This window comes from Syntrophorhabdales bacterium (genome assembly GCA_035541455.1).
Taxonomy (GTDB): Bacteria; Desulfobacterota; Syntrophorhabdia; order Syntrophorhabdales; family WCHB1-27; genus JADGQN01.
The window spans coordinates 1-20,047 of the sequence record DATKNH010000119.1 but is presented as its reverse complement, the minus strand read 5'-3'; the positions used below and the strand labels follow the sequence as shown (position 1 = coordinate 20,047).

The 20,047-nt window shown below is 52.3% G+C and carries 18 protein-coding genes, 1 tRNA gene and 1 other RNA gene; 17 read left to right on the top strand and 3 right to left on the bottom strand.

The window, feature by feature from the left end; all coding sequences use genetic code 11:
* The 10 genes from VMT71_12845 to VMT71_12800 all read left to right on the top strand — a co-directional run.
* Window positions 1–383, top strand: a 383-nt coding sequence (locus VMT71_12845) for a peptide chain release factor-like protein (protein ID HVN24851.1), incomplete at its 5' end; no start/stop codon positions are given.
* 10 nt (window positions 384–393) lie between these two features.
* Window positions 394–630 (top strand): cell division protein ZapB, encoded by a 237-nt coding sequence (zapB, locus tag VMT71_12840; GenBank protein HVN24850.1) that lies wholly within the window; start codon window positions 394–396, stop codon window positions 628–630.
* A 259-nt stretch (window positions 631–889) separates the two neighbouring features.
* Window positions 890–1,067, top strand: a non-coding RNA gene (gene ssrS / locus VMT71_12835) — 6S RNA.
* 151 nt (window positions 1,068–1,218) lie between these two features.
* The gene (gene rny / locus VMT71_12830) at window positions 1,219–2,778 is read left to right on the top strand and encodes a ribonuclease Y (protein HVN24849.1); all 1,560 of its coding nucleotides are present in this window, start codon (window positions 1,219–1,221) and stop codon (window positions 2,776–2,778) included.
* A complete protein-coding gene (locus VMT71_12825; GenBank protein HVN24848.1) occupies window positions 2,768–3,559 on the top strand; it encodes a TIGR00282 family metallophosphoesterase in 792 nt (263 codons plus the stop codon). The genes rny and VMT71_12825 overlap by 11 nt, the downstream gene beginning before the upstream one ends.
* On the top strand, window positions 3,549–4,823 hold the full coding sequence (gene tyrS / locus VMT71_12820; GenBank protein ID HVN24847.1) for a tyrosine--tRNA ligase: 1,275 nt from the start codon (window positions 3,549–3,551) through the stop codon (window positions 4,821–4,823). The genes VMT71_12825 and tyrS overlap by 11 nt, the downstream gene beginning before the upstream one ends.
* A 124-nt stretch (window positions 4,824–4,947) precedes the next feature.
* The gene (locus tag VMT71_12815) at window positions 4,948–5,643 is read left to right on the top strand and encodes a hypothetical protein (protein HVN24846.1); all 696 of its coding nucleotides are present in this window, start codon (window positions 4,948–4,950) and stop codon (window positions 5,641–5,643) included.
* Between the two features lie 207 nt (window positions 5,644–5,850).
* On the top strand, window positions 5,851–6,528 hold the full coding sequence (locus tag VMT71_12810; protein HVN24845.1) for a nitroreductase: 678 nt from the start codon (window positions 5,851–5,853) through the stop codon (window positions 6,526–6,528).
* 10 nt (window positions 6,529–6,538) lie between these two features.
* Entirely contained in the window at window positions 6,539–7,612 is a 1,074-nt protein-coding gene (locus tag VMT71_12805; GenBank protein HVN24844.1) for a GDSL-type esterase/lipase family protein, read from the top strand.
* A complete protein-coding gene (locus tag VMT71_12800; GenBank protein ID HVN24843.1) occupies window positions 7,594–8,334 on the top strand; it encodes a hypothetical protein in 741 nt (246 codons plus the stop codon). The genes VMT71_12805 and VMT71_12800 overlap by 19 nt, the downstream gene beginning before the upstream one ends.
* A gap of 113 nt (window positions 8,335–8,447) precedes the next feature.
* Here the strand turns inward: VMT71_12800 and pgsW are convergent, their stop codons facing one another.
* Genes pgsW through pgsB form a run of 3 tightly spaced genes read right to left on the bottom strand, consistent with a single transcriptional unit; the run spans window position 8,448 to window position 11,259 of the window.
* Complete coding sequence (pgsW, locus tag VMT71_12795) at window positions 8,448–9,584, bottom strand: poly-gamma-glutamate system protein (GenBank protein ID HVN24842.1); 1,137 nt, start codon at window positions 9,582–9,584, stop codon at window positions 8,448–8,450.
* The gene (pgsC, locus tag VMT71_12790; protein HVN24841.1) at window positions 9,581–10,039 is read right to left on the bottom strand and encodes a poly-gamma-glutamate biosynthesis protein PgsC; all 459 of its coding nucleotides are present in this window, start codon (window positions 10,037–10,039) and stop codon (window positions 9,581–9,583) included. Before pgsC ends, pgsW begins: the two co-directional genes overlap by 4 nt.
* On the bottom strand, window positions 10,036–11,259 hold the full coding sequence (pgsB, locus tag VMT71_12785) for a poly-gamma-glutamate synthase PgsB (protein ID HVN24840.1): 1,224 nt from the start codon (window positions 11,257–11,259) through the stop codon (window positions 10,036–10,038). The genes pgsC and pgsB overlap by 4 nt, the downstream gene beginning before the upstream one ends.
* 278 nt (window positions 11,260–11,537) lie before the next feature.
* On the opposite strand from pgsB, the gene VMT71_12780 reads away from it, so the two are divergent.
* The 7 genes from VMT71_12780 (at window position 11,538) to VMT71_12750 (ending at window position 19,881) form a co-directional block, all read left to right on the top strand.
* On the top strand, window positions 11,538–12,929 hold the full coding sequence (locus tag VMT71_12780; protein HVN24839.1) for a pitrilysin family protein: 1,392 nt from the start codon (window positions 11,538–11,540) through the stop codon (window positions 12,927–12,929).
* Between the two features lie 10 nt (window positions 12,930–12,939).
* Complete coding sequence (locus tag VMT71_12775) at window positions 12,940–14,325, top strand: pitrilysin family protein (GenBank protein ID HVN24838.1); 1,386 nt, start codon at window positions 12,940–12,942, stop codon at window positions 14,323–14,325.
* Between the two features lie 225 nt (window positions 14,326–14,550).
* Entirely contained in the window at window positions 14,551–15,330 is a 780-nt protein-coding gene (locus VMT71_12770; GenBank protein HVN24837.1) for a PDZ domain-containing protein, read from the top strand.
* A 130-nt stretch (window positions 15,331–15,460) separates the two neighbouring features.
* A tRNA-Asn gene (locus VMT71_12765) sits at window positions 15,461–15,534 on the top strand.
* 235 nt (window positions 15,535–15,769) lie between these two features.
* The gene (locus VMT71_12760; protein ID HVN24836.1) at window positions 15,770–17,221 is read left to right on the top strand and encodes an ATP-binding protein; all 1,452 of its coding nucleotides are present in this window, start codon (window positions 15,770–15,772) and stop codon (window positions 17,219–17,221) included.
* Window positions 17,164–18,045, top strand: coding sequence for a tetratricopeptide repeat protein (locus VMT71_12755; protein HVN24835.1), 882 nt, complete (start codon window positions 17,164–17,166; stop codon window positions 18,043–18,045). The genes VMT71_12760 and VMT71_12755 overlap by 58 nt, the downstream gene beginning before the upstream one ends.
* 486 nt (window positions 18,046–18,531) lie before the next feature.
* A complete protein-coding gene (locus VMT71_12750; GenBank protein ID HVN24834.1) occupies window positions 18,532–19,881 on the top strand; it encodes a VCBS repeat-containing protein in 1,350 nt (449 codons plus the stop codon).
* Window positions 19,882–20,047 lie beyond the last annotated feature (166 nt).

Sequence of the window (20,047 nt, the reverse complement as noted above, 5' to 3'; positions counted from 1 at the left end):
CGAGCGGTCCCGGCGGCCAGCACGTGAACCGGACCGAGTCGGCTATTCGTATCACACATATTCCTTCAGGCATCGTTGTGCAGTGTCAGAACGAAAGGTCGCAGCATAAGAACAAGGCGATCGCCATGGCTATTCTCAAGTCGAGACTGTACGAATTGGAAAAGAGAAAACAGGAAGAGAAAATGGCCGCCCTAAATAAGGAGAAGAAGGAGATAGCGTGGGGCAGTCAGATCCGTTCCTACATACTTCATCCTTACAAATTGGTCAAAGATCACAGGACGAAAGTCGAGGAACACAATGCGGAAAGCGTACTCAACGGAGAGCTTGACGGGTTTATGAAGGCCTGCCTTTTGTTCTTGACTTTTGAGCAGAAAAGCGATTAATTACTACAAAATGGAAGGACTTTTCAGCGATAACAAACTTGGAGAACTGGAGGAAAAGATAGACGCGCTTGTAGCGAATTACAGGGGTGTCAAAGCTGAAAAAGAGAAGCTTGCAGCCAAAATTGATACACTGGAGTCGGAGAATCTGGAATTGAAACAGAAGATGACGGAAATCCAGAGTGAAAAAGAGTTGGTGATGCGCAAGGTCAAAAGTATTCTAGAGAAAATGGAGAAGATCGAGGCGTGATGAGCAAGAAGGTTGCCGTGAACATCCTTAACCAGGTTTACACCTTCGTGGGTGAAGACGAGGCACAGATTGTTCGGGCGGCCGAGTTTGTGGACGCGAGAATTAAGGATGTCATAAAAGATTACAGTATTGTTAACACCCTGAACGCTGTGATGATGGCTATGATGCGCGTTGCGGCTGAGTATCTGGAAGTCAAAGACAGAGTAGAAAAAGTGGAAGATCATACACTGAGGCTCTTGCGGAAAGTTGAAGAGTACGATGTGCCCTGCGGTGTGCGTGATAGATGGCAAACTTAGAGCCAACACCTTGGAACCGGGAGCTTCCTCTTGTTGCGATGCGCAGACTCGCCTTGAGCGAGCAGCCTATGCAGACAACGAGGCGCCCACCTATAATGAGAGGTTCAAGACTTGCTGTTTACACGGCATTGCGGGGACTGTTTTAAGAAGGGGTAGTGTTGAGGAAAAGGAATGTTAACATAGATAGTCCTAGCATCGTATGGGGGCTTCAAGTATAGGTTGTCTACCATAGCGTAGAGAGCTATTTTCCTCGTGCTACCCCCTTGTGCAAGTCCTGTGGAAGGGGGCGCCATTGAATATAATCCTTATAACCGAAATCGCTATCGTCGCTATAGTGGCTCTCTGCCTGGGCTATGTCCTTACAAGACTGGTGCAGCGCAAGAAAGTTGGCGAATATGAATCGATCGGCAAAAAGATTCTGGATGACGCAAAAAAAGAGGCAGATGTCCTCAGGCGAGAGGCGTCAGTCCAGGCCAAGGACACTGTCCTGCAGGCCAGGAATGAACTGGAGCAGGAGATAAAGAGCCGACGAAACGAGATACTGAACATCGAGAAACGGCTTTCTCAGAAGGAGTCGAATCTCGACAAGAAGAGTGACCTGCTGGAAAAGAAGGAGGATGAGCTTTCCAGGAGGGAACGGGGTATCTCAAACAAAGAGGGGCAGCTTGAGAATAAGATCAAGGAAAATGACTTCCTGATCAAGGAACAGAGAGTTCGGCTGGAGAAGATATCGGGTCTGACGACAGAAGACGCAAAAAAGATGCTTCTGCAATCGCTCGAGGACGAGGCCCGGTACGAGGGATTGAAAGTTGCCAAGAAAATCGAGGAGGAGGCCCGGGAGAAGGCTGATAAAAAAGCAAAGGAAATCATAGCCCTCGCCATTCAACGTTACGCCGGTGAGTATGTGGCCGAAGATGCAGTCTCTGTTGTTTCTCTTCCCAACGAAGAGATGAAGGGGCGCATTATCGGAAGGGAAGGGCGCAACATACGCGCCCTGGAAGCAGCGACAGGCGTGGACATCATCATCGACGACACGCCGGAGGCGGTGATCCTCTCCTGTTTCAACCCTATCAGACGGGAGGTTGCACGGGTCGCTATAGAGAGGCTTATTTCAGACGGGAGAATACATCCCGCCCGCATCGAAGAAATCGTCTCCAAGGTGGCTGAGGAACTGGACGATAAAATCAAGTCGGCGGGCGAGCAGGCGGTCTTTGATGCAGGCGTGCACAACGTGCACCCGGAGATCGTACGATTGCTGGGAAGGCTCAAGTTCAGGAGCAGTTACTCTCAGAATGTGTACCAGCATTCGTTGGAAGTGGCTTTCATTTCGGGGATCATTGCAGGAGAGCTCAAGCTGAGTGTTCCCGGTGCGAAACGCGCAGGACTACTGCATGATATAGGCAAGGCTGTGGACCATGAAGTGGAAGGATCCCACTCGGCGATAGGTGCCGATCTGGCCAAGAAATACGGGGAAAGTGACGAGATTGTGCACTCGATCCTCGCGCACCACGAGGAAGTCCCCATGGGAAGTTTGCTTGATGTGATCGTCCAGGCAGCCGACGCCCTGTCAGGCGCCAGGCCGGGCGCGCGCAAGGAGATGCTGGAGACGTACATAAAGCGCCTGGATGAGCTTGAACGTATAGCCGGCAGCTTTACCGGCGTTGAGAAGTCGTACGCGATTCAGGCAGGTCGGGAGATCAGGATTGTCGTGAGCAGTGATAAAGTCACGGATGACGGAATTTTTGCTTTGTCAAAAGATATCGCGAAGAAGGTGGAGACGGAACTCTCCTACCCTGGACAAATCAAGGTGGTCGTCATCAGGGAAACGAGAGCCGTAGATTATGCCAAATGATTTCCTTACGATTGTTTTCATAGGGGACGTGATCGGTAAGCCCGGCAGGGAGGCTGCTGTCCGGTACCTCAAGGGAGTGAGCGCTGACTTCAAGATCATCAACGGTGAGAATCTGGCAGGCGGGCTCGGCATCACGCCAGGGCTGGCAGACGAGATGCTCGCCGCCGGGGTCGACGGCATTACCACCGGAAACCACGTGTGGAAAAAGAAGGAGATTATACCCTACCTCATGGGGGAGTCAAGAGTGCTGCGCCCCCTCAATTACCCTGAGGGCACACCCGGTTTCGGGTTTACCCTTCTGACGAAGAACAGTAAGCAACTCTATATAGCCAACATCGAAGGCCGCACATTCATGAACCCTCTGGCCTGCCCCTTCCGTTCCATGGAGGAGTTCATTGCGTCAAAAAAGGTAGGCATACCATCCTTCGTGGATTTCCATGCGGAAGCAACGTCAGAAAAGATTGCAATGGGTTGGTTCCTGGACGGGAAAGTCTCTGCGCTCGTGGGGACACACACGCACGTGCAGACCTCTGATGATCGTGTACTGCCCAAGGGAACAGGCTATATCACCGATGCAGGCATGACCGGACCGACCAACTCAGTGATAGGCATGGAGAAGGAGGCGATCCTGGAACGGTTCTTGACGCAACTTCCGCAGAAATATGAGGTAGCACGCGGCGACGTGGAGATTCAGGGCGTGCGTATCACTATAGATAGAGCTACGAACCTTTGCGCGAACATGGAGCGCATCAAGGAGAGGGTGAGTCAAAGTGGACACTAACGCTGATACGGCACGCACTGCTGACCAGAACATCAGAGTGGAGATAGACAAGGACATCGAGCGGGAGGTGGAGATCCTCAAGCGCGGGATGGTCGACCTCATAAGCGAAAACGAACTGCGCAAGAAACTGGTCATCGCGCGGAAGGAAAAGCGGCCATTGCGTGTGAAGCTGGGCATGGACCCTACTGCGCCAGACCTCCACCTTGGTCATACAGTTGTGCTGCAGAAGCTGAAGCAGTTTCAGGAGCTCGGTCACGTGGCTATCTTTCTCATCGGGGATTTCACCGGTATGATAGGAGATCCTTCGGGCAGAATTGAGACACGGCCGGTGCTTTCAAAAGAAGAGCTGATGAAGAATGCAGAGACTTACAAGAAACAAGTCTTTAAGATTCTCGATCCTGATGCGACGGAAGTGCGGTTCAACAGCGAATGGTTCGAGGCTATGAATGCGGCCGACATGATCAGGCTCTGCGCGCAGTACACGGTGGCGAGAATGCTAGAGCGGGAAGATTTCAGAAACCGCTACCAGAACAACCTGCCGATCAGCGTGCATGAGTTTCTCTATCCACTCGTTCAGGGCTACGACTCGGTAGCTCTGAAGGCCGATGTGGAATTGGGCGGCCATGATCAGATATTCAATCTTCTGGTGGGAAGGGACATGCAGAGGGCATACAGTCAGGAGTCGCAGGTTGTGCTCACGGTTCCGCTCCTCGAAGGCACGGACGGCATCAACAAGATGAGCAAGAGCTACGGGAATTACGTCGGCATAGACGAGCCGCCGGACGTGATCTTCGGCAAACTGATGTCGATCTCCGACGAGCTGATGCTCAAGTACTATGAGCTCCTGAGCGACATCAGCCTTGAAGAACTGCAAGTGCTGAAGGAAGGCTTGAGGGACGGCACGATGCATCCTAAGCAGGCCAAGATCAACTTTGCCCACGAAATCGTCAAGAGGTTTCACGGTGCTGAAGCGGCGCTTGCTGCCGAGCGGAATTTTGAAAAGGTCTTCAAGGATCGGGAAATACCCGAAGACATTGATGTGGTGCGACTCAAAAAGGACAAGGAAGTCGTATGGCTCCCGCAACTGCTTGCCGCTGTCGGTATGGTAGCATCGACATCTGAGGGCAAGCGCATGATAACCCAGGGGGCGGTCAACATAAACGGGAGCAAAGTTTCTTCGGAAGATCTCCCCCTCTCCGCTACGAGCGAGATCGTAATCAAAGTGGGGAAACGGAAATTCAAGAAAATAGTCTTCGAAAGCTGAAGCTAACACTACATGCTGTGAGATTATGGCGTTTCTGTTCTGCGCATTAAAGCGTGGATTTCTTCTAGTCGCCTCGTTGCTTATCCTGTTCTCGTTGACCGTCCAGAAGGCGTCATGCAAAGAAATGAATAGACTGCTGGAAGAGATAAGAAGCATCGAGTTCACTCAAATACACTACGACGAGCAGAGGAAGGATTATTTTGGCTACAGCAAGGGTCATATACCGATCCTTATTTCTGCGCCGCACGGAGTCAAGCATTACAGAAAATCCGGCGGTGAAGGGTACTGGAAAGATGAGGATGCCTACACTTCATCACTGGCAATCAAGCTGGGACAACTCACCGGTGCACATGTACTTTTCGCCAGGTATAAAACGAAAGAGGATGCAAATAGCGATTCTGTTTCCCGCTACAAAGAGTTCTTACGAAAAACGGTGAGGGACCATACTATAAAATTCGTCATGGATCTCCACGGTGCATGCGCGAGCCGACCCTTCAAAATCGATATAGGCATAATGAGTGATACCCCCGACGGGTGCTCTTGCCCATCGTTGAAACCGATCGTGGAGAAGGCTTTTCGGGATTTCGAGGAGCAGGTATTCAACAAAGAGTTTGCGGCGAACAACTGTGGGACGATAACTTCATTCGCGAGGAATGATCTCGGAATTGAGGCCGCGCAATTCGAGATCAATGCCCGCTACCGGATCGTGCAGAGCAGATCAAATCCGACCATGAGGGCTAACGAGCACGATGTCCTCGACATGATTGCCAGGCTCGAGCGCTTAATCCTGGATATCGATGCGTCCCTCAGACAGAAATAAAACCAATCCCCTTTTTGTCGTATTCTTCCATAGAGCTTTCTAAGGCGCGTGCCTCACACGGATTCGGATCAAGAGTCGAGAAAGCTGCTTCTTCTACACATTGGGCCTCCGGGCGGGTATTTGACAGACTTTGCAGGAAGGTATAGATTTGCATCCGTGACCCCGGCGTAACTTATTTTCTGGGGAGATATGAAGGAGGTGGCAATTATGGACGTTCTTGAGGCCATGGAATCACGGACGAGTCGGAGAGCTTTCCTCCGCAAACAGGTTGATCAGGGCACCTTAGAAAGAATCGTGAAGAGCGCCAATAGAAGCCCATCGTACATGAACACTCAGCCATGGGAACTCTATGTTGTGGGAGGCAAAGTAAAAGATGCACTGGCCGGGAAACTCTCTTCGGATATAACAAACGGTGTTCCTCTGGTACCCGACATTCCTTTTCCAACAGTGTGGCCGGTTGACCATGAAGAGCGTTTTAAACATCACCGCCTCCGTCGATTCCGCGCTCTGGGAATAGATCCCGACAAGCAGCAGGACGAAGTCATTGCGGCCTACAGGAATAATTTCAAATTTTTCGACGCACCATGCGTTATCTTTGTAGCGATGGACAGGACGTTAACGCCCTGGTCGATCTTTGATTGCGGTTCTTTCGTGAATGGATTTCTTCTTGCCGCTCACGCTGAGGGTCTAGGTGGATGCCCCCAGGCGGTTCCCACGGGTTATGCCGATGCAATCCGCACAGAACTGGCCATCCCCGGTCATTTGATGATTGTACTATGCATATCACTCGGTTACCCTGACCCGGCGTCACCGGTCAATCAATACCATTCTCTGCGGCGAGAATTGGCGGAATTCGTGCACTGGTACGGATTTTCGGAGAGATAAGCAAGAGAGTATGGTTAAGGCAATCTTTCTCGTATTTTTTTCCCTTCTTATAGCCCTTGCGATTACGGAAGCCGCGCTACGGGCGATTCATTACAGCTATTCCCCTTTAAAAATAGAAGTCAAAGGCAACCCAAACGATTGGAGGCTAAAGCATTCATTTCAGGACAGACACTTCGTCTACGATCCTGATTTGATATGGCGACCCGAAAAGAATAATCGTGTCTTCAATGCTCAGGGGTATATGGGCAAAGAACTTCCCGCAGAAAAGAATGATCATGAATACCGTATAGTCGCCATTGGAGACTCGAACACCTTGGGCTGGTTTGGAAAGGAAAGATACAACTGGCCCAGGTATCTGGAGGAATTATTAGCAAGCCGGGATAAGACTTTCTTCGTCGTTAATGCAGGCGTGTGGGGATACGCGTCGTATCAGGGAGAAAAAAGGTTTGAAGAGAGCCTCTCATTAAAACCAGACATGGTGCTGATAAGCTTCGGAGCAAATGATGCGCATATGGTCGCAGTTTCCGATGCTGAGTTTACCACAAGAGTTTTTTCGCGCTACAAAGCTTTTCTTTACAGGTTTAGAGTGGGCCAGCTCATCATAGCCTTCCTTGAAAAAGCCATGACCCAGAAAAAAGAATCAGGAAAAGACGAACTCGTTCACAGGGTAAGTGTGGAGGAGTACAAACATAACTTAACAAAGATAGTGGAGATCTCCAAGAAGAACAACATTGTGTGTATTTTGCTTACCCGCCCCTTTATAGGCAAACCTCATGATCGTCTGTCATGGAAATATTTTGCTCCGGAATACGTCAAGGCCACCGTAGAAGTGGGCAAGGAGACTGGTGCACCTGTTGTTGACATTTATTCTTACTTTAAAGACAAAGAGCAGTATTTTGCTGACGAATCGCACTTTAATGAGGATGGGCATAAGTTTGCAGCAAAGGTCATCTACGATCAGATAGAATCGTTGTTGCCCGGGTCCGCTCTCACAAACAGACAATCAAAGAAAGAGAATGTGGACGCTACCTTCGGGCCCAATGCGTCTTTAAACGAGGTCTTGGAGTGCTGCAGCACAATGTAAGACGGCGCCCCGGAGGAATCTCTCCCGTCCTTTTTATCCTTCTTGGCGGAGTTCTCTTTTTCCCTTGCACGTCTGTGGGAAGTTCTCTGGACGATCCGGGAAGTCAGTTTTATCTTCACAAACTTCCTCCTTCTCCAACACCGGGGATGGCCGTGATATTGAACCTGAACGCAGCCAACGATGATGCACGCCGAGACGTGGAGATCGTTGGTGTGTTCCAGGGATGGTTCTCAGAAAAGGATTTGGTGGGCGTAGATACCAAGGGCAACATCAGCGTCAAGATGGGCTGCATCGGCTTCCTGCGCGAGGGAAACATGCTCTTTGCGAAAGAATCACTTGGAGGAGTGAGGGAAGCGGCACTGACATGGTCCTTCGTCCTGCCGGGTGGTTTTGCGGGCCCGACCGGTGTGGCGCTCTTTCTGCCCCCGAGGCGTGCGCAGTACACGTTACTGGTTCGCTATAAGGACGTGCATGGGCGCTATATAGCTGTCTACGGTGAGGGCGAAGAGGCCATAAGGTTCCGAACCACGGGATATTCTTTTGAATCTCAGACTGTTCACCATTCCGCGCGGTCGCAGACTGTTGTGGGAGACCCGATAGTAAGGCTTCCACTAGTGGATGCAAGCTATCCACCACTGAGCGCTCAGTACATAATTGACACGAGCGAAATGGTTAGAACGGCAATCACGCGAATGGCGCAAAGGGGGTCGCAGGCACCATGAAAGAGCGGTGCCGACCATGCGGTGCGCCTTCACTGGCACAACGTCCGTACATGACAGAACCGGCGGGAGCGCGGCGACCGAAGGATTCAGACGGGGCTGTATGGAGGAACCTCCTAGATCATCGGCTCAGGAGGCCCGACGTCTGTTTTGTGGGGAGCGCTCTGCAGGATACGGAATCCCCAATCTGATCGCGCAAACACGTAAAAACCGCATATGAGCGCAAGCAAGACGATGCCTGCCAGCCAGAGATTGTAGCTTCTCTGGTAATAGACGCTTCCTTCGCCTACTTTGGGCATTGCCGCTGGAGCTATCGGCAGGTGATAATGTTTCGCCAACTCCTTGACATCTCCCAGATGTATCACAGGCACGCCCTCTCTTAGAAAGCGGCGTATCACGGAATCCGGGCCTCCGTCCGCATGCTGGGTTAAAAAGAGCAGCCCCGGCTTCAGAAGCCTCTTGAATGTCCGGATGCCCGCGGCCGCCCGCCCCCCTCCCACGTTCAGATAGGCCCTCGGTCGCGCCTTGGCGAAATAGATGGCCATGCGGCTGTCGATGTCTTCGTGAATGGTGGCGGATTTGATCAGAGTGAGCCGGTTGCGGCTGATGGCATCCAGGATCTCTTTCCGCCCTTTCTCTGTGAGTTCCGCACCCCGGTCATGTCTGCCGCCCATGGATGCCGCTTGGGAACGAAAGGGGAATATGTCTTTGGTGTTCAGGAGATTCTCCATGTCTATCCAGAGAAAATCTGGATAATTGGCTCCCCATTGGGAAGAACTTACCGAAGAAATGATGATTGGCTTCAGGTGGAGCGTTGCTATGGCGGCACACGCCGCAATGTTGAGAACCGGAAAGGAGCCGGAAAAGCTGATAGCCACCGGATCGCCATCCTTCACTCCAGCTTCCCTCAACAGTTCGACAACTATCGCGGCGAAGTTCGGATTGATCGACGTCTGTTTCGCTTCGAGATCAGCAGCCTCACTGGTGACCGAGGTGACGAAGGAGCCGATGAGCCCGGATCCCGTCGGGTCCGCCTGGGGATCGATGGGGATGCCCCGGTCCAGCCGCTCTTCCCTGACCAGTTCCATGGCTGCCAACGCGAGCTTCGAGGCTTCCACTTTATCGATGTAGAAAGGCTTTTGTTTGAGAATCTGAAAGTGCTCGACAGAGACCAGTCCGCCGACCGCCAAAAAAGCGATCACTATGAAAGCGAAGAGGGGCGTACTCTGTGGTCTCCAGTAGATTTTTTTCACTGATTCAACTCCGAACCGAAAATAAGGATGAGAATCAGACGAACAACGACGGATGCGGTGATGAGTGAGCAGAGGGATTCTATGATACCCCTGCGGTCCAGCCAGACTGCTATCAAGCCGGGAACAATAAAGCCGATCACCGCGTACTGGATTGCGGCTTCCTCTGTCTGGGCGCCAATAAAGTAGCGCGCTACCACGCCCATCAGGTAGCCCGCAAGAATCATGAGGATCGTGCGGCGTCTGCCGTAGATAATGACCATCGAACTGAGCGCGCGCACCAGACCGTAAGCGGCCAAGCCGGCGGCCACCGTCACGATGACACTCAATGGCTCTGTCAGGTGCAACGCGAGATAGCCGGGCACGACCAGTCCTCCTCCTGCGATCCCGAAGAGTTCCGAGAAGAAAAGGTTTACTGCGAGGCCGATCCCTATGGAGACCGGAAGAAGCTCGATCATGACACCTCCTTCTGCACTACGTCCTTCAACGTGCTCCGGTTGTTGAAAAAACGGACAAGGCTCAAACCCTGCCCCTTCGTATTGCCGAGGCCAACAACGAGTGCGGATGTGCCGGCCAACTCAACGATCGATTCAAAAATATCGCCTTCGCTCTGACGCTCGACAAATAAAAACCTTTCCACTGGGATCCCCTTCTTCAGGGCAGCCCTGACCAGAAAATAGGTTCCGCTTCCCATTAACACATAGTGGTCAGCCGAAGGCCATTGGACGCAGGCCTCGCCCAGTTGACGGGAGCGGTCCGGCCGGTCCGTTCTGCAGTTGAATATGAGGATCCGTTTTTCAACGCCAGGAAAGAGTTCCATTGCCATCCTATAGAGCCGTTCTGAGGATTCGGGATCGTTCGCGGCAAAGGCATTGACAAAATAGAGGTGACGTCCAAAAAACCTGACATGGGCCACAGTCATTGCCCCCGGATCGGGAGTGGCTTTCCACATGCCCCGCAGCGCCGTTTTTCTGTCGATACCGAGATCTGCACAAACGCTTAGAGCCAGGGCAACATTCTCTTTGTGTTCGACGTAAGAAAAGCCCTGCATTTCCTGATCGGTGACGAGGGTTATTTCCTGAGGGGAAACGGCTACCAGCTTGGTTCCGCGATCCCGCGACGCATACTCGAAAGCCGGCAAATGCCTCTCTTCAGCGGTAAAGAGCTTTGCGTCAATGGGCGTGGTGCCCGCGAGAGCCATTGCCACATCCTTCTCTTCGGGGCCCATCACGTCAAGATGATCGGCACGGGCGTTGGTAATCACCCCATGCGTAGCCTTGAGGAATCGAGACTCGCAGAGCCACTGGAGTAGAGGCTGGAGAGCCATGCATTCAACGACGATCGCCTGCGCATTGTAAGCTGCCGCAACGGAAACGATGCGCACCTGTTCAATGACGTTCGCGCCTGCAGGCCTGAATACAGGGTATTCCGTAGCATCAGGCAGGATCATTCTGGCGAGTGTTCCGGTTGTCTTGGCACATGTCCTTATGCCACCTTCGCGTAATCCTCCGGCGATCAAGCGCACGACACTCGATTTTCCGCGTGTACCGTTCACATGGATACGAATAGGTATTCGGGAGAGGTTGCGCCTGTGGAGCCAGCCTTCGCGGAGGCCGAAGAGGACGAGGATGACAAAGAGAACAAGGAGAATGTTGGCTCCAGCGATTCCCGCGTACACTAGTTCACTCCGTTGTGGTTCATCCGGTCTTGCGAGTTGCCACACAAATTTCAGCTACATTATAAGCATGGAGAGCGAAAACAACAACAGTTTGGCCTGCGCTTGCAAAAGTTTGACGGGAGTCAGGCGAGGGATCAGGGGTCACACGATGACCGTCAGATTTAGGATGCTCTTTGTCTGACGAAGGGAGGTCCATGCACTATGCAGCATTGTTATTGACCTGTAACAGCAGAAGGATTATCTTAAAAAGTTCCGCTTGAAAAGAAGGGGAGGAGAATGTGATCTGGGAAATGATAGCTCGATTGAGATGTATCTGGTTACTTGTCTGTGTTTCTATTCTCGTTGCCACTCAGTCTCTTGCCGGCCTCGCAGACCAGGTTGTGGAAAAAACCTTCCAGAATGGCCTCAAGGTTATCCTGCTTGAGAACCACAAGGCGCCCGTGGTCACCTTCCAGGTTTGGTATAGAGTGGGATCTCGTAATGAGCAGTGGGGAAAGACAGGCCTCTCCCACATGCTGGAACACATGATGTTCAAGGGATCCAAGAGGTACAGCGCGCAGGAATTTACCAAGATCATCGCTGAGAACGGTGGAAACGATAACGCTTTTACGTCGGAGGACTTTACCGCGTATTTCGAGAATATAGGCTCGGACAAAGTGCACGTGCTCATCGACATTGAAGCGGATCGGATGCACAACCTGGTTCTTAAGGATGAAGACTTCAAGACCGAGAGGATGGTGGTGCTGGAGGAACGAAGGATGCGAACAGAAGATGATCCTCAGGGCTATCTTGTGGAGCAGCTGCAGGCGGTCGCGTTCCAGACTTCGCCGTACCACTGGCCGACCATCGGCTGGAAAGAGGATATAGAGAGGTTTACGCTCGCGGATCTGAAAACGTACTACGACGTTTACTACAACCCGGTCAATGCATTTATTGTAGTGGTGGGTGATTTCCGCAGGGAAGACCTCCTGTCGAGAATAGAGAAGGCGTTCGCCGCCATTCCAGGAGGATCTGCGCCGGATCAGAAGAAAGACGTAGACCAACCGCAGACAGGCGAGCGAAGGGTATACGTGAAGCGGGAAGCTGAGCTGCCGTATCTCGTGATGGCATACCACGTGCCCAATCTCCGTTCCCCTGACGGTTACGTTCTCGAAGTAATCGCGGCTCTGCTTTCCAGCGGGAAAAGTTCGAGGCTCTACCGAAGCCTCATTCAAGAGAAGCAACTCGCACTTTCCGTCGACGCTGATAATTCGCTGCTTTCCCGGGACCCAAACCTGTTCACACTCTCGGCCCAGCCACTGGCCGAAGACAACGCTGCTGAAGTCGAGAAGACTCTTGACGAAGAGATAGAGCGCCTCCTCAAAGAGCCGGTGGGCGACAAGGAACTGGAAAAGGCGAAGAACCAGCTCGAGGCCGCATTCGTGTTCGGCCAGGCTTCATTCTTCTATCAGGGCATGTTGCTGGCTCAGCACGAGATTGCGCTTGACTGGCGGGCTGTCGATGACTACATCCCTTCGATCAGGAAAGTAACCCCGGAAGATATCATCAGGGTGGCACGACTATACTTCACTGAGGATAATCGTAGTGTGGGCAGATTGGTCCCTTTGCCGCCGCAAGAGGGTAAACCGGCGCCGAAGGAGATGCCTGCCTCCGGAAGAGTCATACGATAAAGGAGAATCTATGATGGCTGGAAAAGTAAAAGGATGTTTAAGAGCGTGTTTTGGGAAACGCGGTCTTCTCCTTGTCGTGCTCTTTGCTGGTCTTTCCTTTACGCCCCCCGTGTGGGCCGGTTCCACCCCACCTGTACAGCGGATCGTTCTGCCTAATGAGCTGGTGGTCCTTGTCTGCGAAGAGCATTCGCTTCCCCTCGTTGTATTCCAGTTGCTCGTGGACGCGGGATCGAGGCTTGACCCGGTCGGCAAGGAAGGCCTCGCGAATCTTACTGCACATGGCCTGCTGCTTGGTACCTCGACTCAGAACGTCACGGCGATCAATGAGGCGCTCGATTTTATGGGAGCTTCTTTGAATTCTTCGGCCGGCAGAGATTTCTCGGTCGTCGGTCTACAAGTTCTCAAGAAGGATCTTGAAAAAGGATTCGCGTTTCTTATGGATACTCTCACGAGCCCTGTCTTTCCAGAGGATGAGATCCGTAAGGAGACCAGAAAGATACTTGGTTCTATTCAATCCTCAGACGAACAGCCTATGGCGCTAGCGGAGAAAACGTTCCGGAAGACGTTATTTCCGCAGAGTCCTTACGGGCAACCGGTTGAGGGCACCCGGGAATCTGTAACAAAGCTCTCCCGGGAGGACGCCCTGCAGTTCTACAGGAGCTTCTATCATCCTCATGGCGCCATCCTCGCAATCGTTGGAGACATCACGGCTGAAGAGGTACGGACAAAGCTTATACCCTCGCTTGCGAAATGGCCAGGCGCCAACACGAGTCCGGCACCTTTCAATGCCACGTATGCAAAGGGACCCCAACTAATAACCGTAAACCGGCAGATCACTCAGGCCAACATTGTTCTCGGGAATATAGGCGTCAGGCGGGATGCTCCCGATTACTACAGCCTCTCCGTCATGAATTATATCCTCGGAGGTGGAGGTTTCGGATCGCGCCTTATGGAGGAGATACGTGTCAAGAAGGGCTTGGCCTACTCGGTCGCAAGCTTTTTCGATGCCGAAAAGTACCAGGGCTCGTTTCAGGTGGTGATGCAGACCAAGAACTCGTCTGCGCGCGATGCCATTGCGCTGGCGCGTAGGGAAATGGAACTGATCCAGAAAGAATCGGTCTCCGAAGAGGAACTCAGACGAGCCAAAGCATATCTCGTGGGAAGTTTCCGGTTGCGCCTCGATACGCAATCTAAACTTGCAAGCTTTCTGACGCAGGTGGTTTACTACGGACTGGGCCTCGATTATCCGGAGAAGTATCCCTTGCTCATCAATGCCGTAAAAAGCGAAGATGTGCTCCGAGTGGGCAAAGAACACCTTCATCCGGAAGCGACGATCCTTGTGGTTGTGGGAAATCTTAAAGAGGCACAAATGGAACCGCCTTCCACCAGCCGCTGAGATCTAAATCCGTCCCAAAAGAGTTGACATCACCGAGAAGCCGCTTGCAGAGGCGGACAAACGGGATTATACTATTCATTAATAGGGATGGCGGCATCATAGAGAGAACGGGATGATATTTGAACTCAAGCTTTAAGGACTCGGGGTCGATAAACGTTGAAACAAAGGACCTCCAAAAAAAAGAAAATAAGGACCCTTTCGGGCGGCACGCGTCTATGGTGTCATATGTATAAGATTATGGTCGGTCTGCTGGTTGTTTCGATGCTTTTCCTTTCTCCGAAGGGAAGCCGGGCATCTGACGAAGCAAGGCCGGATGTTACAGGCGTGATACAGCTCGCGCCATCTCCTTCAGGCCAGCCGGTCCCGGAAACGGAGTCGCGCGACGACAAGAGGGGAGAGGTGACGGTCAGCGTGCAGAGCCTCGAAGATGTGATGAAGGTATTGACTTCTTCCGTGCCCGAGCGTCTCGAGGCGAATGTCCAGCCCCTGACGGCTGCGCAGGCTGAACGATGGAACCTACGCCAGAATCAGGGCGTGATAATTATCTGGCTTGACCCCAAGGGACCGCTGGGCAGATGCGGGTTGGCGACAAGCGACATCATTCTCCAGGTAGAGAATCAGCCGGTCGAGAGCGTTGAGCATTTTGTGAGTCTTGTCAATTCTCTGGGGCCAGTCAAAGCAGCCACGTTCACGGTGCTCAACCATCGCACGGGCAGAATTCGGGATATCAGGATCGTTATGGGAACTGAGCACCGGGCCCCGGAAGTTCATGGGAGCTTTGTTGTGAGAAATGTGGGGGCAGCCATTGCGGGGATACAGAGAACCGCTCAATCGGTGCAGCAGCAGATCAGCTACGCCGTGGATGCCGGAAAGGAAGCCATCACAGATATGATCCGAGGGCTGAAGAGGTGGGTTGGGGTGGCAGACAAGGCACCCGTTGCCGCGATTAAGAAAGGTGAGGAGACTCCTTCAAAGCCTTCCCGGCAAGGAGGAGGCCCCGGATAGCTTCATCTGAGGTGCGGTGCGCGAGCACTCTACCGGGCAGATCCCCGCGCTGTATCACGCCAATCCCTAACCTTTAAGCTTCCAGTTCAGTCTTGACTTGGTGCCATATTTGTTGTTAACTGTTAGCCATTCCCCGGTAGCTCAATCGGCAGTAGCGGCTGGCTGTTAACCAGTAGGTTGCAGGTTCGAGTCCTGCCCGGGGAGCTTTATGTAATGGTTATTGTTTTGATTGATTTTACTTCGCGAGCCGTTCCGCCTGCCTCCCGCGATCATGCCGCTGATACGTGCCGGCTGCGCAGAGTGTTTTTGAAATGTACGTGCCCTGATGGGGGCATGCGCGATTTTGACGCCATGCGCCACGTCAGGTAAACTAAAGGTACATTTTCATTGCGCATATGATCTGCCACTCTGAAGGACCCACGCTTCTTCCGGAAGAATTATGCTCGCAAGAATGAGCATCTTTTCCCGCTTAACCATAGGCTATCTTAGTGTACTGATAATCATCGGTACCGTGAATGCCTCTGCGCTCTTCATGCTCCATCAGTTGAGCATAGGAACCGCGCAGCTTATAAACGTAGATGAACGGATCGTAGACCTGAGGGCAACGCTTGCAGATTCAATACTTTCACAGATGGGACACGACAAGAAATACATCATAACAAAGGATCCTAATTTTCGTGCCCAGTTTCTCGCCGCCAAAGAAGAGTTTGACAAGTATCTTGCTGAGGCGCTTCACCTTGCCGACACCCCGGCCAAAAAGGAATCTTTGGATCGGATACAGATGCACTATGCCCAGTATGTTTCGTTGATCGTTTCAGAAGTGGAGCAGGTAACCGATGGCCGAACCTATCCGCGAAGTTTGTACGAGCAGGAGAAGACAAGACTGGTGGAGTCAATCCTTGAGCAGTTGAATGTGTTGAAAATGGTCACTGATCGGGATATTCATTCGAAAATGAATTCCCTGCGCGCAGCAGCAGGTACCTCCCGTACGTTGACAGTATATGTGTTTGTCATTGCGCTTCTCTTGGTTGTTACCACCTCCTTCTACGCGACCCGTAGTATTACCAAGCCTTTGATGGTGCTCGTTGAAAAGACAAAAGAGATCTCGAAGGGCATTTTCAAAGGGGACCTTACCATAGTCTCTCCTCCCGAAGTGGCAGAATTGACGAGCGCCTTCAATGTGATGTGCGAAAAGCTGAAGGGCGTGGAACGAATGAAGACCGACTTCTTTTCCACTATGTCTCACGAGTTACGGACCCCGCTCACTTCTATAAAGGAGGGTATCAAACTTCTCCAGGATGGTGTTGGGGGCTCGATCAGCGACAAACAGAAGAGGCTCCTTTCCATCCTTTCCCAGGAGACACAGCGGCTTATCGGACTGGTGAACTCCCTGCTCGACTTATCCAAGATGGAAGAGGGGATGATGACCTATCGTTTTGAGAGGGAATATCTGCCGCCTCTCATCGCGATGGTCATCACGGAGATGGCTCCTCTGATTGAGGCGAAGAAGATCCATCTTCTGTCTGAGACCGATGATGGGTTGCCGCCCCTGAGGTTAGACCGTGAACGGATCCTTCAGGTGTTACGCAATCTGATCGGCAACGCTGCGAAGTTCAGTCCTGAAGGGGGTGAGATGAGGGTATCCACCTGCCTTAAAAACGGGGGAGTGCAGTTTTCTGTCGCAGACAGCGGCCCAGGTATTCCCAAGGGGAATACCACAGCTATTTTTGAAAAATTTCAACAACTCCCTGTCAAGACATCTGAATGGGTGAAGGGAACAGGCTTGGGCCTCGCAATTGTTAAACATATCGTTACGGCTCACGGAGGAAAAGTATGGGCGGAGAGCGAACCGGGACAGGGAAGCACGTTCTTTGTTGTCTTGCCGTCCTGATCTGTCTTTCGTTGCCAGGTTGCGGATCCTTTGACAATGCTTACGACCGGTCGCCGGTCTTAAGGATGTTATGGCCCCGCGACGAGGCAAGGGAACACCTCATGTATGCCCAGAAACTGCTGGCTCAAGGCGATTACCAGGCGGCTCTGGAAGAGAACCAGAAGGTCATCACCCTTGCGCATAAGAGTCCACCTTCCGACGAGGCGCTGTATAATTCCGGTCTAATCTATGCTTATCCGGATAACCCCGACAGAGATTATGACAAGTCGGCCGCGTTTCTTAACAGAGTGGTAAGTGAGTATCCCCAGAGCGCCTGGGCGGAGTCCGCACGGGTATGGGCGAGAGTTATCGGAGAGAATAAAGAGCTAGTCAGGTTGACTCAGGCGCCTGCCGAGATGACCCAGAAGGACGAAGGCGAACAGAGTAAGGCTGAGCAACATATCCTCCAGGCAAAAAGTTTGGCTGCACGGGGCAAATATGACGCGGCCCTGGAAGAGAACCAGAAGGTCTTGTCACTGAGTAACAACAGCCCGCCCGCAAACGAGGCCATGTACAACATGGGGCTGATCTATGCGGATCCCGGCAACCCGAAAAGGGACTACGTCAAGTCGATAGCAATCTTCAAGAGATTGATCAAAGAATACCCGCAAGGCACTTTGACTGAGCAGGCGAAGGTCTGGGTACAAGTCCTTCAGGATAGCGAGAATTCAAAGAGGGTGGCGGCAGGCCTCGCACAGGAGAATGAAAAGCTTAAGCATATGATTGAAGAATCAAAGAAGGTGGACATGGAGATTGAAGAAAAGAAGAGAGAAAAGACGCGGTAATCTCGAGGTGAACAGCTGCAGACCAGCGACTCAGCACGCGACTGTAGGTAAAACCATACAATAGATCATCTCTCAAACGTTTTCACGGAATTTCCTGAACTAAACTCATCGTAACACAATCCCCGGAATACCAGTTCCAGCAGCGTAGGGTTGAGAAGACCCCTAATACTTGCAGGGATAAGCATACGAGTGCCCAAATATGGTGTATGATTATCCCTGCGCTATTGTCAAGTGAAAAAATAAACAATAATCTCAAAGTATTGTAATAACACTAAATAACGTAAAAAATTGTCTCTGGCATCTGCCTTGCTATTGAGGACCTGAACGAGGTCTATTTAATATGTATTTGATACACAATATATTTTTGATAATAGTAAACAACTCAACATGTGGAAATTATGTGGCACGGATCATCAGCGAGATGCCCTTATCGTACTACAGCAGAGATGATGTCCTGTCGCAAATATCAAAAGAATGGGAGGACATATGAGAACCGGTAGAACCAGAAACAGAAGTGTCGCGGGACTGATCGGCATGATTCTAGTCTTGGCAGTGTGCGGAGTTTCCTACTCGTTGCCCGGGTACCTCACTCAATTCACCGCGCAGTATGGGACGGCGGGTACGGCTTTGAGCACATGCCTGGTGTGTCACGCCGGATACCCGGCCAGAAGCCCGTCGATAAGCACCCTCAATCCGTATGCCAATGATTTTCTCAACGCAGGTTACGACTTTGTTGCAATCGAAGGACTTGATTCAGATGGAGATGGTTATACAAACATCGCAGAAATAGCTGCTCGGACGTTTCCGGGTGATCCGGCCAGTTTTCCGGCTCCAGCTCCTCCTCCGCCTCCTGCTGCCGACACCACTCCTCCTACGGTGACGGCATTCACCATACCCGCGACAGCTGCGGCGCTCACGATCTCCATCACGACCTTCACAGCAACGGATAACGTCGGGGTGACCGGCTATCTGTTGACCGAGACCGCAACAGCGCCTCTAGCCACAGCCGCAGGCTGGAGCGCGACAGCACCGGCCAGCTACACCTTTGCGTCAGCCGGGGCCAAGACTCTCTACGCCTGGGCAAAAGACGCGGCAGGAAACGTGTCAGCCGGGGTAAGCGCCACAGCGACCGTGACCGCCAGCTCGGACACCACCCGCCCTGTTGTGACGGCCTTCGTCGTTCCAACGACCTCGACTTCATTGACGGTCGCTATTACCACCTTCACCGCTAGTGACAATGTGGCAGTCACCGGTTATCTGGTGACCGAAACCGCTACAGCCCCCGCAGCAACGGCCGCAGGCTGGAGCGCGACAGCACCGGCCAGCTACACCTTTGCGTCAGCCGGGGCCAAGACCCTCTACGCTTGGGCAAAGGACGCGGCAGGAAACGTGTCGGCAAGCGTAAGCGCTTCCGTCAACGTTACGGCAACAACCCCTAACTCAACCTACCCGGGTATCCTCTCGAGAAATAGTGCTACCGGAGAAACTGCCGTCTGGTACATGAACGGGACGAGCATCACAGGAAGCGCCTATATCAATACCATTCCTTCCCCTTGGCAGATAGAAGGAGTAGGCGATTTCAACGGTGACGGCAAGCCGGATATTCTCTGGCGGCAGACTCAATCAGGAGATGTGGCTGCCTGGTACATGAACGGAGTGACGGTCACCTCAGGCGTCTCCCTTTCAGGGAACAGTGATCCCAACTGGCAGATTCGGGGCATAATGGTCACAGGTACCACGATCGGGAGCGGCACCGGCAGCGTTGCTGGTTCTGGGTCTGGCACGGGCAGTGGTTCGGGTACGACAGGTGGCGGATCGAGGCATGTGCGTGACTGATGCCCGATTAACCTGTTGAAATAAATTAAAGGTAAAGAGGGGAAGCCAATCGTCGCTGCGGGCGGTTGGCCTCTCTGTTTTCAGCATCCGGAATGTGATGACAAAATCCTGGAAATGAACCCAGAAAGAAGAGTATACCTTAGACATGCCAGGCATACTCGAGGGC

Excerpts from the sequence above, each read along its gene's own strand:
- zapB (HVN24850.1), top strand. The coding sequence starts at position 394 with ATGGAAGGACTTTTCAGCGATAACAAACTTGGAGAACTGGAGGAAAAG.
- VMT71_12825 (HVN24848.1), top strand. The coding sequence starts at position 2,768 with ATGCCAAATGATTTCCTTACGATTGTTTTCATAGGGGACGTGATCGGT.
- VMT71_12815 (HVN24846.1), top strand. The coding sequence starts at position 4,948 with ATGAATAGACTGCTGGAAGAGATAAGAAGCATCGAGTTCACTCAAATA.
- VMT71_12810 (HVN24845.1), top strand. The coding sequence starts at position 5,851 with ATGGACGTTCTTGAGGCCATGGAATCACGGACGAGTCGGAGAGCTTTC.
- VMT71_12805 (HVN24844.1), top strand. The coding sequence starts at position 6,539 with ATGGTTAAGGCAATCTTTCTCGTATTTTTTTCCCTTCTTATAGCCCTT.
- pgsC (HVN24841.1), bottom strand. The coding sequence starts at position 10,039 with ATGATCGAGCTTCTTCCGGTCTCCATAGGGATCGGCCTCGCAGTAAAC.
- VMT71_12775 (HVN24838.1), top strand. The coding sequence starts at position 12,940 with ATGATGGCTGGAAAAGTAAAAGGATGTTTAAGAGCGTGTTTTGGGAAA.
- VMT71_12770 (HVN24837.1), top strand. The coding sequence starts at position 14,551 with ATGTATAAGATTATGGTCGGTCTGCTGGTTGTTTCGATGCTTTTCCTT.
- VMT71_12760 (HVN24836.1), top strand. The coding sequence starts at position 15,770 with ATGCTCGCAAGAATGAGCATCTTTTCCCGCTTAACCATAGGCTATCTT.
- VMT71_12755 (HVN24835.1), top strand. The coding sequence starts at position 17,164 with ATGGGCGGAGAGCGAACCGGGACAGGGAAGCACGTTCTTTGTTGTCTT.
- VMT71_12750 (HVN24834.1), top strand. The coding sequence starts at position 18,532 with ATGAGAACCGGTAGAACCAGAAACAGAAGTGTCGCGGGACTGATCGGC.